This window comes from Lepagella muris (assembly GCF_004793975.1).
Classification (GTDB): Bacteria; Bacteroidota; Bacteroidia; order Bacteroidales; family Muribaculaceae; genus Lepagella; species Lepagella muris.
In genome coordinates this window covers 89,874-103,851 of sequence record NZ_SRYB01000013.1, presented here as the reverse complement: position 1 = coordinate 103,851, position 13,978 = coordinate 89,874, and the positions used below count along the sequence as shown (strand labels likewise).

Sequence of the window (13,978 nt, the reverse complement as noted above, 5' to 3'; positions counted from 1 at the left end):
AAAGTACAAAGAATTTAGAAATCTTCAAAAAATCGTCCGAATTTAAGACTTCGTTTCGAATTATATTCTATCAAAGAATCCCTCATATTCCTCATCTATAATCTTCCATTCACTATTTTTACGGCTTCCTGAACGAGAAATCCTGCCTGTATCTTGCAAGCGTTTTAGATTTTTTTGAACTTGACGTTGGGATATTTTTAGTTTTTCTGCCATCTGTGCAGTAGTTATCCGAGGATTCGTTGATATAATACTGTAAATTTGGCGACTCGCCCTCAAGAACTCTTTTCTGTCTTTTACGAACTGTTCATCCTTATTCGCGAACTCTTTTCCGTCATTCGCGAACTCTTTTCCGTCATTCGCGAACTCTTCCACATTACCCTCTTCACTTATTTCCACCCTATCATGGTCATAATTCAGATTCCACAGTATCACATGAAACTCTGAAGCATTAGAGTTAAACTCCGGTGCATGATAATCCAAAAGATGTTCGTAATGCTCATAAGTGTTTATTATCTTTTTCATTCCACTTCCTCGCCTTTCCATAAGTCCCAATCGACTGAAGAAATCTGCCAATAACGGATTCCTTCTTTTGGATGGAACAGTAAGTGGATTCAACTGCTGAATCAGTCTTCCATCCATCATACCTCCGGGAGAATATATTTCTAACCTATTATCATACATGTCAATATGAATTTCACTTCCCATTTGCACATAATCTCGATGGATAATTGCATTCACTATCGCTTCTGTCACTGCTCTCTCCGGATAATCGGGAAGTTCCTCACGATAATCATTCTTCTTCCTCCATTTCTTCTGCGAATTATTTCTGACAAAAGATACGGCATCCTGTAACTGACCAATTATACTACCGTCCAATTCAATGTCATCTATCGCTTCCCCCAATCCATTTGTCATGTCCAGACCATTCCAACGGGTACAGAATATGCGTGATTGTCGTAAAGGGGATTCATCAGCTAATAATGCGCCGGCATTCGTCAGATTACCATTCTCATCAATAATTCCCCATGACACAAACTCATTATCTTCAAATGAACGCTGTAATCTTTTGTAATGCACAGACTTTAGTTTGGAAAATGCCATATCTCCGAACTTGTAATTTGATGGCAGACTGTCGTAAGTTCTTCCGGAACCTCGCATAACAAGGTTCTTCAATTGAATACGGTCTGCAGTGACAGATTCATTGCCTATGCGTACAAATGCAAGACGTTGTTTGTCGCCAATATAATAATAAGGAGTTTCTTGTCCAGGATATACATGCAACACGACAAGCGTCTTACAATCAACTTTCTTATATTCAAGATTGACTGCCGGAACCGGATCAAGTTTGTTTTTTATCTCCTCGCTGATTCTCTCGGCATCACCTTCCGCATCATCAAGCCCGACTACTTGATTATCATCACTAATACCAAATATCAACATACCCCCTTCACCATTCGCAAAAGCAGACACACTTTTGAGCCAACTTTTAGGTCGTTTGATCTCAAGCATTTGTTTTTTGTCGTAGGCTGTTGCTTCTCCGATTAGTTTTTGTATTTCTATACTCATACGACATTATTTTGAAATCGTTTATCATTTCCAATGTATCAGCTTACGTATTATTTCTGCTGCCTTTGTAGGTCAGATTTCTTCGCGGAGCCATTTCTCCAATTCGGATTTCCATTGGTCTTTGTAGGTGAACCATTCGCTGTAGCCGTAGCCATGACCACCGTTGGGATAAATATGCATGGCTACGGGCACTTTGTTGCTGACTAATGAGGTATAGTAGTTTATGCTGTTGGCTACCGGAACTATATCGTCGTCTGATGACAGTATTAGGAAGGCTTTGGGAGTGTCGGGCGTGACCTGCAACTCGTTGCTGAATCTGTTCTGTAGATCGGCAGAGGGGTTCTCCCCAAGTAGGTTGGTCCTTGACCCGGCATGGGTGTATGACGGGTCCATTGTGATCACAGGATAGAAAAGTATCTGGAAATCGGGACGGGTTGCCGCGCTTGTGTAGTGGGTGGCGACGGTTGACGCCAGATGTCCACCTGCGGAAGCTCCCATTATGCCTACCTTTGACGGATCAACGCCCCATTCCTCGGCATGCTCCCTCACGAGCCGTATTGCCTGTTCTGCATCCGACAACGGTATCTCATGATTCCCCTGCGGCAGACGGTATTTGAGCACCACGTATGTCACGCCCTGATTATTGAGCCAATGAGCTATGTCGTGACCTTCATGTCCGGTGGCTTCCCATCCGTAACCACCGCCGGGGCACATGATTATTGCCTTGCCATTAGGTTTTGCCGCCTTATAGACCGTAATTGCCGGATCTCGGTTGAAATCCGCCTTCTCTACGATTGCCTTTGCCTGATCTGCTCCTACATTCTTATCCCACAGCATCATGTCAATCCTGTTCTGCTGCGCCATGACGCTGAATGAGATGCCCATAAATCCTGCCACCAAATATCTTCTGATTTTCATTCCCATGATATTATGTTATAAAAATTTGCATTGAGAAGAGATAGTCAATCTTTCCTCAATGCAAATTTAACAACAAATATTCATCTTGTCAAATTATTACGCCCTTATCAGATTCCCAATGTGACGCCTACGGTCAATGGGCGGAAATTCAGACCGGTCGGAGCGTCCATCACTTTCATCGGCGAATATCTCACGTAAAGACCGATGGCCTTGCAGAAGGATAGGGATGCGAAGAAGTCTACCGTAAACCTACGCGGCTCTATCTCCTTAGTGAATGATTCATGTCGGTTCCCATCCTCATCATCCCATACGCTTTTAAGGGAGGCATACGTATTGAAGTTCATTATCGGACCCGCCTTGAACGTCAGCGAGGATTTCGGCACGTCCCACTCATATAGCAACGGAAGCTGAAGGCTGAACACTTTTAACCGTGAGAATCTTCCTTCGGAATTACCGGGATAGTTGCCCCATCCGATACCCTTGTCGGCATTAGCCACGAGTGCCCTACCCGACGTCGTGACCTTATAGTTACGCCAGTCGAAGCCAAGTCCGAGCGATATCCTTGAACGACTGAACTCATAATACACGTTGAGACAACTTAGCCAACTTATCTCAAAAGATTTCGACCACTGAAGACCACCCTCCGGAGTCTGGTCGAGGGCATTGGTAAGCCCGATGCACACGCCATCTAACGAGACTCCCCAATGAGAGCCTTGATTCTCTTCTACATTCAGAAGATTACGGTTGTACCACCAACTGTTGAGAAAACCCTCCCGACTTTTGGAGCTTACCGATGATTCTGATGAATATCCCGTGAATACGGAGGCTATCAATTCCTCATCATCCGTCAGCGACCTCACCTCTACCTTGCTGCCCGATGCATTCTCCGTCACGACTACCTTGGAGGGCGTGGTGATATGCAGTATGGTATCGGGCTTCTCCTCCTGTGAATATGACGTTTCCGGCAGCAGCATGGTCAATGATGCGAGAGCTGCCAATGTAAATATCCTTATTGATTTCATAATTTTAATTCCGTTTTAAATAAGAAGTAGACAAATTTATAAGCTATTCAAATCCGGTAGACTCCGGTTTTAGATCCCCGGTGTTTGGAATAATGGATCAGAAAGTCAGCAGATCCACGCCTATTGACCATCCCTTTAACTCCGGTCCGAAACCTGCGCCGAACACCGACATAGGGCTCCACGTGGCATAGATACCTATTCCCTCTATAGTAAGCGAGGCAAACAGGTCGGCTGTGAACAGACGCTGTTGGAAATGCTTGTATTTCACGCTCTCCCTCTCATCGCCAGATATAGTCTGAGTTTTGCTTGAAGCATACGTATTGAGATTGGCAACTCCACCTATCGAAAAGTTACCCACCTTGCCGAGAGGCACGTCAAGAAGCACCGGTATATGGAACCGCCAGACATCAAAACGCGACTTATCAACCTTTATGCCTTCCGAAATCTTCCGGAACACGAGGGCATCCCCATGCTTGGCATAGCAGAACCCATCCTGCGCAAGAAAACGCATCATTCCAAAACCTGCTCCGATAGAAAATCCTACTGTCTGCGGTCCGTGGTCCCAACGCACTCCCACAAGATCCCTTACGCCGACCTCGAAACCGTTCTTCACCTCCCGGCGGTCGTTATAATTGAATCTCCAGCCCCAATATACGTGGGAGAAGCCCGTCAACTGACGGCGCAAACGGCGACCGCTGCAGTTATCACAGTCATTGGGAAGAAACGGCAATTTCATCTCCCACAAATCCGGAAGGTCGTACTCCTCATCCGGTGAAGATGTGCGCACATCCACCTCATAGATATAGTACTTGCCATTCTGAAGCGAATCCATACGTGTAGCCTCAAGTCGGGTCACTGTCCCCTTACGGGTCACTACCACCTCATCAGCCTTTTTCACCACCTTGACCGTATCAACCGGTTCTTCACCTTTCGACACAACAGGCATACATGCCACGATAAGGATCATGATTATGGTCGTTACAATATTTTCCATACGATATAGTTTTTTATCAGATATAGTTTTATCAGTAATTATTAACGTTATCACTTATTTATCATCCTCTTCACCTCTGCATCACTGAGATTTCCCTCTATGAATATCAGAGTGGTCTTCTCCTTACCCTTCGGGCGGCGATTGAGATAGAGGAGATACCTTCTTGCCGACCGTTTCCCTCCCATGGAATAGAAACCGAAGTAAAGCTGACCCTCGCGGTATGACACCTCTTTCGATACTGCCGACGCACCATCCTTGCTTACGGCTCTCCCGATTTTATCGGCAAGTTCCGGAGAGTCTTCCACCGAGATGCTACGGTATTTTCTCATTCCGTTTTTCTCAACCTTGTCATAACTCATGCTTACCAACGTCACCTTCGGATTACCGGTATAGGCGTCAGAAAAGAATTCCGCCACGTTAAGCCCCTCCTGAGCCATAGCCGCAAACACCGTCGCGACCCCTACCACCATACATAATACTATCCTTCTCATAATTCATCAAAATTAAAAGCCTCACTCATGTCGGAAAAGTCTTCCGTGATTACCTCGTTCACACTCTCCTCCGCATTAGCCAGTTCGCTGAGCTGGCGGTTTACAAGCGATGCCACATCATTTCTGTTCTCTATGCGTATTCCGTCAACGTAGGCGTAACATTCCGCAGCTTCCACCCCTACACCCGGCGACCTCATCAGCATGAATCCGACAGCAACTACTGCCGCAACCGATGCCGCGGCACTCCCGACACGGAGCCATACTGAACGACGACCTCCGCCCCTCTTCATGGAAGCCTTCATCTCCATCTCCGGAGAGGGTTTTCTCCGGGCATAACCCATGACTGCCAGCACCTCATCCACCATTGGATCTTTACCCTCCGATTCCAATGCCGCCTTCAGAAGCATACGCTCCTCCTGCGCCGTGGTGTCGGCGTCATAATAGCGTTCTATCAGTCTATGTAATGATTCCTTATCCATTATCATTCTCTTTTAGGTAAATTGAACGAAGCGTCTTTCTTGCTCTTGATATTATCATCCTTACGTTGCTTTCCGAAAGTCCGTACATCTCTGCCAGTTCATCATATTCCCAACCATCCTTCTCCCGATGATACAGAATCTCCCGATCGCGCTGCGAGAGTCGTTCCGCCGCTATCCTGTCGATTTTCCGGTATAGCTCATCGGCATATTCGCGGTCGTCATCCGGTGGCGTACCGGTCTCCCTGACCTCCTCTATATCACTCTGCGGATGTGCCTGCCGACGACGGGCGTCATCGATGCAGATATTGCGTACTGTGGTGGTGATCAGTCCCTCGGCATGACCCGCTCCCGAAATCTCGTCACGCCGGCTCCACAACCGGCAGAACGCATCCTGAAGTGCATCCTCCGTGTCATCCCCGGCTCCCGATATGCTGCCCCGCAGCCGGAATCTGAGACGTACTCTCTTGAAAGCTGATATGAAATTTTCTCCGTTCATCTATCATCAATACGCAGGCAATCGTATTTTGCAACAAATTTAAACCAATTTTTTATAAAATTTTTACTTGTCTTGTTATTTCCGATTAAATCAGCTACTTTTGTAATGAAAAATTAAAACTTTTATGAAACTAACCTCATTTATCCCTCTGTTGCTCGCAGCTTGTCCGGTGGTTGCTCTCGCCGACAATGCCCCGAAATGGCTACGCGATGCAGCAATCTCACCCGACGGCAAGACTGTCGCCTTCACTTATAAGGGCGACATATTTACGGTGCCGGTAGCAGGTGGCGAAGCCACCCAGATCACTTCCAACGAAGCCTACGACGGAGTGCCCGTATGGACAAGAGATGGCAAATCGATCGTCTTCCTAAGCACCCGGGAAGGATCAGACGACATTTTCATCACATCCGCCAAAGGCGGGACGCCTCGCCGTCTCACCACCAACAGCGGCAACGAGAAGCCTCTGACTTTCCTCAATGATTCCACACTTCTCTTCTCCGCTTCCAATCTTCCGGGAATGAACACGGCTCGTGCCCCGTTCTCTACGCAGGTGTATCAGATCAACATCAACAGGCAGAATCCGCGCCCGCGTCTCTTCCTCTCCCAGCCGATGATCTCCGCCGACGCCAATGCCAAGGGGGAACTTCTCTATCAGGATCGGAAAGGCGTGGAAGACGTGCTGAGAAAGCATGAGCGTTCTTCAGGCACCGCCGATGTATGGCTTTACGACAACGGGAAGTTCTCACAGCTGACCAACGAGAACTGGGGCAACCAGTCGCCCGTGTGGGGACAGGGGAACACCTTCTATTACGTCAGTGAGAAAGACGGCACACTCAACGTATGGCAGGCAAGCACCACCGACAAGTCGGCAAAACAGTTGACCAACTTCACAAAACATCCCGTGCGCTCCCTATCCTCTTCCGACAACGGTATGCTCGCGTTCTCTTGGGATGGTGAGATATACACTCTCAAACCAGGCTCCCAGCCACAGAAACTCAACATTCGCATCACTGCCGATGAGTATGACAGCGACCGCGTGAAGAATTATGCACGCTACGGTGCATCCGACATCGCTGTCTCTCCGGAAGGTAAGGAGGTGGCTTTCATAATACGCGGCGACCTCTACGTAACCGACACTGAATACAAGACCACAAAACGTATCACCAATACTCCGGCTCAGGAACGCATCGCAAGTTTCTCTCCCGATGGTCGCACCATAGTATATGACAGCGATGTTGACGGAATCTGGCAGCTCTTCACCGCAAAGATCAAGAACGACAAGGAGAAACAGTTTGCATACGCAACCGACATCGTGATCGAGCCGCTCTACAAGTGCGAGACTTCAGCAATGCAGCCGCAATTCTCCCCTGATGGCAAGAAGGTGGCTTTCCTTGAGAACCGCACGGAGCTTAAAGTGATCGACCTTGAGACAAAGAAAGTGACTACAGCCCTCGACGGCAAATTCAACTATTCTTATTCTGACGGCGACATACCATTCTCATGGAGTCCTGACAGCAACTGGCTGCTGATATCCTATATAGGTAATGGCGGCTGGAACAACACCGATATCGCCCTTGTGAAGGCCGACGGATCGGAAGTGGTTGACCTCACAGAAAGCGGTTATTCCGACAATAGTCCTAAATGGGCACTCGACGGTAAGGCGCTCACCTACTCCACAGGAAGATATGGCATGAAGGCACACGGCTCATGGGGCAATCAGGAGGATATAATCCTTATGGTGCTTGATGATGAGGCTTGGGAGAAATTCAACTTCTCGGAGGAGGAGATGAAGCTTGCCGAGAAAGCCGAGGAGGATAGCAAGAAGGATGAGTCTGACAGCAAGGACGACAAGAAAAAGAAGAAGGACAAGAAAGGGAAGAAGGATAAGGATGCCAAGGCTGACAAGAAGGAGACAAAACTCGACCTTGCCAACCGCCGCTACCGCACACGCCGACTCACCGACCGCTCATCCAACATCTACGATTACTTCCTGTCGCCCAAAGGTGATAAGCTATATTATATAGCGGCTGCTACCGAAGGGGGTTGGAACATGAACGTCGTTGACCTGAAGAAGGGTGAGACAAAAGTGCTTCTCAAAGGCACTGCCGGTTCGCTCTATCCCGACAAGAAGGGGGAGAACCTGTTTGTATTGTCTTACAACGGCATAAAGAAGGTGAACCTTGCATCTTCCGACACAAAAGATGTCACTTTTGATGCGCCTTACGATCGTAAGCCCTCTCTTGAGAGAGCCTACATATTTGACCACATGGCAAAGCAAGTGGAGGATAAATTCTATGACGAGAATCTCCACGGTGTAGATTGGGACTACTATACCGCCCACTACCGCGAGTTCCTCCCCTATATCTCCAACAACCGAGACTTCGCCACTCTTCTGAGTGAGATTCTCGGCGAGCTGAATGCCTCACACACCGGTGGACGCTACTACGGAAATGGTGCATCCCTCAACACTGCCAACCTCGGTGCTTATTTCGATGAGAACTATACGGGCGACGGTCTGAAAGTGGCTGAGATTTTCCCGCGTGGTCCGCTTGCCGCTAAGGCTGCCAATATCAAGGTGGGTGATATAATAATGTCGATCGATGGCGAGAAGATACTTGCCGACACCGACTATTTCCCACTCCTCGAAGGTAAGACCGGAGAGAAGGTGCGTCTTGAAGTGAAGAAAGCGGATGGCAAGACCGAATACGTGGTTGTCAAGCCGATCAACTCCGGCAGTCTCTCTAATATGGCATACCAGCGTTGGGTGGAGCGTAACGAACAGCTCGCCGACAGCCTGTCTGGCGGTAAGATCGGTTACGTGCATGTAAGAGGTATGGATACCCAGAGCTTCCAGACCGTCTACGACCGTCTGCTCGGTAAATACCGCAACTGCGATGCCGTAGTGGTAGATACCCGCTACAACGGTGGTGGCTGGCTCCATAATGACCTCGCAATACTTCTCAACGGTAAGGAATACGTCACTTTCAAACCGCGTGGTCGTGAGATCGGTCATGAGCCGTTTGCACAGTGGACAAAACCATCCGTAATGCTCGTCAACGAATCAAACTATAGTGATGCACACGGTTCGCCTTACGCATACCAGGCTCTCGGCATCGGTGAAGTGGTCGGTGCGCCGATACCCGGCACAATGACTGCCGTATGGTGGGAGACGCAGATTGATCCGACGATTATCTTCGGCATACCGCAGGTTACAAATGTATCGGAAGATGGCACAATCCTTGAGAACACCCAGTTGAACCCCGATATTCTCATCTATAACCGTCCGGGAGACGTGGAGAACGGCACCGATGCACAGCTCGAAGGCGCAGTACGCCACCTGATGCAGAAAGTGAAGAAGTAAACTGCCACTTGGAACGCAGACTCGGTAGTGAATAAACCGCAAAGAACGCGGAGAGCACGGAGAATTTTATAAAAAACTCCGTGCTCTCTGTGTTCTTGGTGGTTAATATAATTTTGCAGCTAATTGCGTTCTTGGTGGTTAATCAAAAATTACTCTTTTTTGCGGATCTTATTGACGGTGGTCTTCTCCTTACGGAATTTATCCCATTTGTTCTTCACATTCTTGCGATATTTGTATTCACTGATACCTGTCAGGTTTTTCAAAATAGACAAGATACAAGTCCCTATATCAAATTTCTTCGGTTTGCCGAAATTTTCCGATATCATAGTCTTGTCTGGCGCGAAATCAAGCCGTATGCCGCTCATGTCGATATTATCAACACGTGCCACCAATGTCTGCACTGAGGGTTGTAATGCCGGTGCCTCTACCGGTTTAACAATACCCTTATCATACTTCTCAAATCTATTATGCTCCCATTTCCTCGCCTCTTTCAGGGATATATATTCCTTGTCAACCAAATATATCTCTGCGTATGTGGTCACAAAAAACGGTTCGTCTGTCCTGTTAAACCGGAACATGTCTCTTCCACGTCCTCTTGACTCTATGGAATATGAATAGCCCGTGAGATCCTCTGCCGACACTGAATCCGCCACCACGTTGTCGTAATTAAAACCTATCATGAATTTCTCAAAATCAAGACCGTTCTTGAAGAATCCGGATAAATCCGGCACCCATTTGCGACTCGTGGTGTCAGCCATCACATTGACCGATACCCCCACCCTACCATCTTTCTTAGTCCATACTTCCGTCGGACTATATTTCCCATAGACAGTATCACTACCATGCACCATGCCCTCCAATGCGGTCGGCAACTTGACAGCCGAAGCGATTCCAATCCAATCAGACCAAGAGAAATGATGATTGCTGACGTTGCTAACGCTATCGAGACCCTGACTATTGGTAAAACGGTAATATGACTTGCTTTTGAGCATTCGCGGATTTGACCAACCCTTATACCGCACGCTCTTATCCGGCACAAGCATATAATCCACCATCTTTTCCCGAAAGAGGAAGACGGTGTCGGAATAGCTTGACATCGTGGAGTATTCCCTGACGTAGGCAAGCAGATGGAGCACCTTATTATGACGTGTCTGCACGACCACTTCCGGCAGCGAAGTGACGCTCTCCTGCATGTAGATGGTGTCACGACCGACATCCGGCACGACCTGCTCTTTGAATCCAAGGTAACGTACCGTGATGGGATAGCTCGTCGAGGGTATCGCCATTGACCTGCCCTTTGTGTCGCACACGCCCAAAGCATTACCCTTGCTATCAAACAACGAAGCCATCGGCAGTGGCTTATTCGTGGCGGAATCAACCACGACAACACGCGCAGCTCCACTCGCCGCCACAGTACAGACCAACGCCACCGCAACCACGACGCACCGCCAAAACACATTCTGCCTCCAATACTTCTCCATCGTCGCTAAATCTCCCTATTCAAATCTTCCGACACTAAAGGAAAGCTGCAACTTTGCGTATGCGGTTTATCCTCTCCATGAAAGAAGGGTCGGATTTCACCACCTGTTTATTATATTCTGCCTGCTGCCTCAACCATATATCAGCCTCAATACCAAGGGCAGCTTCAAGAAGAAGCGCGTATTCAGTCGTAACGGCTCTTTTCCCGTTAAGGACAGCATTAAGCACCGAGGCAGGAATACCGACCTCAGCAGCCAAATCCTTCTGAGATATACCACGATACTCAATTTCATCCTTTATCATCTCTCCGGGATGAATCGGTCTACTTGTGGTCAGATTATTTGCAATCATATTAGGGTCAATCCCCGCAAGTTTTATATCCATCTGCATTCATTTATAATGGTTAGACAATTCCACTACATTACATATAGTAATTAAAGGCTCATCCAAAGTCTTGGAAACTGTAAATTCTATTCGATATTTATCATTTACTCTAATTGAAGATCGTCCTGCCTTGTCTCCTGAAAGCACCTCGTAGTTTAGAGAACGAATAGGCCAAAGAGCTTCCAGTGATGAAGCAGTTATCAAAAAACGTACTGCTTTTTGATAACGATTAACAATATCAGGTTGATATCGATGCTTCTTATCCTTGCACTTTCCGTCCTCATAAAGCTGTCGCAAGTATTCATGTTCAAAGATGACAATCATATAATAATATATCTGTTTAACAACGAAGCAAAATTAACAATAGTTTTTCAAATTATCAAATTTGATAATCAATATTACAAAATCTCCGTGCCCTCCGCGCACTCTGCGGTTGAAAAAACACGGAGAGTATGGTAGAAAAACCACGAAGAGCACGGGGGACACAGAGTTTTTATAAATTCTCCGTGTTCTCTGCGCTCCCTGTGGTTGACTAACACAATGATATGAGGTCAGTCGAGTGCCTTGTAGCTGAAATCATTCAGACTGCAACAGGCCTTCCTGTAGTCAAAGCCAAACATACGATCGTATTGGGCTATGACCTCCTTCGCACCGTTATAGAATGGATTCGTAGTGTGGATGGCAGTCGTCACCGTCACCTCCATATCCGGAGTCAGCACGGTGCCATTCACACGCTTAACCCTTTTCGGCGTAATCCTGAATACCTTTGACATTTGTCAAATTCCTTACTTCTTTTTCAAAGTGCCTGCCAAAGCTGCGAAAGTGCCAACTATTGATGCTACTCCTGTAGCGACTTTCGCAGTCGTCTCAAGTACATCTTTCACTTTGTCCTGATTAAATTTCGTGTTCTTTGCCATAATTAAAAATTTTAATTGAGTGAAAAATATTGTGATATTTATGACTTAAATAATTTTAGCAATTCATTTAAATCAAATATCCAATTTGTGGAATTTAAATATTTGTATCAAATTTTACATATAAAAAGACTCCGGATACAAACGAAAAAAGGCGAGAACCGGATTCTCTATTCGTCTGCTTGGGCTCTCGCATTGCCTTGAACTTCGGATAGGGAATAACGGCTCACGCCCTATGACGGGTGTGAACACGCAAGCCCTGAGTCGGATAGTTCTTGGTTTAAATTTGCGAGATTTAAGCGAGATCCTTGTCAGTCTTGAGGGTTCTATATGTAATTACATCTTGCTCATCAGGTCATTACATCTTATGCACAATTTTCTGTACTTGATGCATGTGCTTGATGTTTTAAAAATTTATGTGCATGATGTATTTTATGTTGTCAGATTATCGTTTCTACTGATGATAAATGGTTTTAAATTCAACACACTATCGTGTCTGTTGCAAATTTAATATGATTTATCGGTATTCACAATTTTTTTGACAAAATATTTACATTCTGCCCTCGGGCATGAGCCGTTTTTACTGTCTACGGTACCGTGCCGACAATACGGGTTGTGTATGGTTATCACCAATCGAAGAACTCGTAGATCTTAATCAAGAGCCACAGATTGATTATTGTGACCGGAATCCCTATAATCACTATCACCCATATCGGCATCTCCACTCTTGTATAGAGCAGGTAGAATCCATACACGTATAAGGCAAACGCACATAGCACTACCAACGCAGTCAATATATTCTTTATCATTTCCCTATTATCTTTCTTAATAATAACCTAAATGCCAAGCCCATCAAACCGGTATTCGGAGAATTTACCGTGTGGCACTTTGGGCATGGTGTCGGCTTAGGCGGCTGATAGACAACACCGCCGGACGGAATCATATAAATTTCTCCGCATTTCTTGCAGGTTGTAAAATACGGTACGAGCATAATTCAAAAGGTTTTATTGTATTTCTCTTTAATCCATTTCAATGTCTCTCCGTATGCATCCGCCAACCCGTAATAGGTCTCTTCATAGCCGATACGTGCTGAAGGATGATAGCTGTTGACCACGAGTTTTCCCGTTGACGGGGAATAGTAGAACCAACCATCGGTGTTGGGTACGCTTTCAAGATCCGTAAGGTAGTGTGCCCACACGAAATCCATTATTATATTGCGGTCGTTGGAGAATCCGCAGCAATATATTATGTCGGCATCGTAGAGACGGATCTGCTGCATAAGCGGCTCGGCGTATGTCTCAAGATATTGCATGAGCAGGGTGTCGGATATGCTCCCTCCCCCTACCTGTTTCTTGCAGTTGACCCTCGCTATCGGAGCTGTCTCATAGAAGGGTCCGACGATATTCATGTTGCGCGCATCCTTGAAACTTGGGATATTACCGATCTCACCTTTCAGCATGAGATAGCTCCACATACGTAGGTTCTTATAGAATGAGATGGCGCGTTCATAGCTGAATGCTATCTCATTATATCGTCCCGTCTCCTGACGGACATCCCATCCTTCATCATCGTTGAGATCCTTCGTGAGGATAAGAAGCTTGCGGGGAGCGTTCCGCCAAAGGGTCTCCTCCTCACCTTTCTTCCGACTCCAATATCCGTCGGCATAACTGATAGGTCCGCGGAAAAGCAATCCGTCAGTGCAAAGCGACTCTGCATCACTGTTTGCCTCCGCCATCTTCAGCCATACAGACTGAATCGCCTCCTCCTTCCGATGTATGTTTGTTTCCATTTGTATTACGATTTTATTTTCAAGCGCAAAATTAATTCAATTATCCTTATATAAATCTTTAATAAAATTTATTCCCGCTTTATTG

The 13,978-nt window shown here is 46.5% G+C and carries 15 protein-coding genes; 1 reads left to right on the top strand and 14 read right to left on the bottom strand.

Features of this window, described 5'->3' with window-relative positions; translation table 11 throughout:
• Window positions 1–60 precede the first annotated feature (60 nt).
• The 7 genes from E5331_RS10405 to E5331_RS10375 all read right to left on the bottom strand — a co-directional run bounded on the left by E5331_RS10405 (window position 61) and on the right by E5331_RS10375 (window position 5,966).
• On the bottom strand, window positions 61–1,566 hold the full coding sequence (locus E5331_RS10405; RefSeq protein WP_135984630.1) for an ATP-binding protein: 1,506 nt from the start codon (window positions 1,564–1,566) through the stop codon (window positions 61–63).
• A 72-nt stretch (window positions 1,567–1,638) separates the two neighbouring features.
• Window positions 1,639–2,478 (bottom strand): alpha/beta hydrolase, encoded by an 840-nt coding sequence (locus E5331_RS10400; protein WP_275441167.1) that lies wholly within the window; start codon window positions 2,476–2,478, stop codon window positions 1,639–1,641.
• A 113-nt stretch (window positions 2,479–2,591) separates the two neighbouring features.
• Window positions 2,592–3,506: a hypothetical protein gene (locus tag E5331_RS10395; protein ID WP_123481185.1), complete on the bottom strand. Its 915-nt coding sequence runs from the start codon at window positions 3,504–3,506 to the stop codon at window positions 2,592–2,594.
• 97 nt (window positions 3,507–3,603) lie between these two features.
• Entirely contained in the window at window positions 3,604–4,500 is an 897-nt protein-coding gene (locus E5331_RS10390; protein WP_123481186.1) for a hypothetical protein, read from the bottom strand.
• A gap of 50 nt (window positions 4,501–4,550) precedes the next feature.
• Window positions 4,551–4,991 (bottom strand): DUF6108 family protein, encoded by a 441-nt coding sequence (locus E5331_RS10385; RefSeq protein WP_135984628.1) that lies wholly within the window; start codon window positions 4,989–4,991, stop codon window positions 4,551–4,553.
• Complete coding sequence (locus tag E5331_RS10380) at window positions 4,988–5,470, bottom strand: hypothetical protein (RefSeq protein ID WP_135984626.1); 483 nt, start codon at window positions 5,468–5,470, stop codon at window positions 4,988–4,990. The genes E5331_RS10385 and E5331_RS10380 overlap by 4 nt, the downstream gene beginning before the upstream one ends.
• Window positions 5,463–5,966, bottom strand: coding sequence for an RNA polymerase sigma factor (locus E5331_RS10375; protein WP_123481189.1), 504 nt, complete (start codon window positions 5,964–5,966; stop codon window positions 5,463–5,465). Before E5331_RS10375 ends, E5331_RS10380 begins: the two co-directional genes overlap by 8 nt.
• Window positions 5,967–6,090: 124 nt before the next feature.
• Between E5331_RS10375 and E5331_RS10370 the strand changes: the two genes are divergently transcribed.
• Window positions 6,091–9,327, top strand: a complete 3,237-nt coding sequence (locus E5331_RS10370; protein ID WP_123481190.1) for a S41 family peptidase — start codon at window positions 6,091–6,093, stop codon at window positions 9,325–9,327.
• A 149-nt stretch (window positions 9,328–9,476) separates the two neighbouring features.
• Here the strand turns inward: E5331_RS10370 and E5331_RS10365 are convergent, their stop codons facing one another.
• The 7 genes from E5331_RS10365 to E5331_RS10340 all read right to left on the bottom strand — a co-directional run bounded on the left by E5331_RS10365 (window position 9,477) and on the right by E5331_RS10340 (window position 13,893).
• Window positions 9,477–10,808, bottom strand: a complete 1,332-nt coding sequence (locus tag E5331_RS10365; RefSeq protein WP_123481191.1) for a peptidase associated/transthyretin-like domain-containing protein — start codon at window positions 10,806–10,808, stop codon at window positions 9,477–9,479.
• 34 nt (window positions 10,809–10,842) lie between these two features.
• A complete protein-coding gene (locus E5331_RS10360) occupies window positions 10,843–11,190 on the bottom strand; it encodes a HigA family addiction module antitoxin (RefSeq protein WP_123481214.1) in 348 nt (115 codons plus the stop codon).
• A gap of 6 nt (window positions 11,191–11,196) precedes the next feature.
• Window positions 11,197–11,514, bottom strand: coding sequence for a type II toxin-antitoxin system RelE/ParE family toxin (locus E5331_RS10355; RefSeq protein ID WP_123481192.1), 318 nt, complete (start codon window positions 11,512–11,514; stop codon window positions 11,197–11,199).
• A 227-nt stretch (window positions 11,515–11,741) separates the two neighbouring features.
• Complete coding sequence (locus E5331_RS10350) at window positions 11,742–11,963, bottom strand: DUF6140 family protein (RefSeq protein WP_123484836.1); 222 nt, start codon at window positions 11,961–11,963, stop codon at window positions 11,742–11,744.
• Window positions 11,964–11,975: 12 nt separating this feature from the next.
• Complete coding sequence (locus E5331_RS20700; protein WP_275441165.1) at window positions 11,976–12,107, bottom strand: hypothetical protein; 132 nt, start codon at window positions 12,105–12,107, stop codon at window positions 11,976–11,978.
• A gap of 623 nt (window positions 12,108–12,730) precedes the next feature.
• Window positions 12,731–12,913, bottom strand: coding sequence for a hypothetical protein (locus E5331_RS10345; RefSeq protein ID WP_123484835.1), 183 nt, complete (start codon window positions 12,911–12,913; stop codon window positions 12,731–12,733).
• Window positions 12,914–13,098: 185 nt separating this feature from the next.
• Window positions 13,099–13,893 carry a hypothetical protein gene (locus E5331_RS10340; RefSeq protein ID WP_123484834.1) on the bottom strand — a complete coding sequence of 265 codons (795 nt, stop codon included), beginning with the start codon at window positions 13,891–13,893 and terminating at the stop codon, window positions 13,099–13,101.
• Window positions 13,894–13,978: the final 85 nt, after the last annotated feature.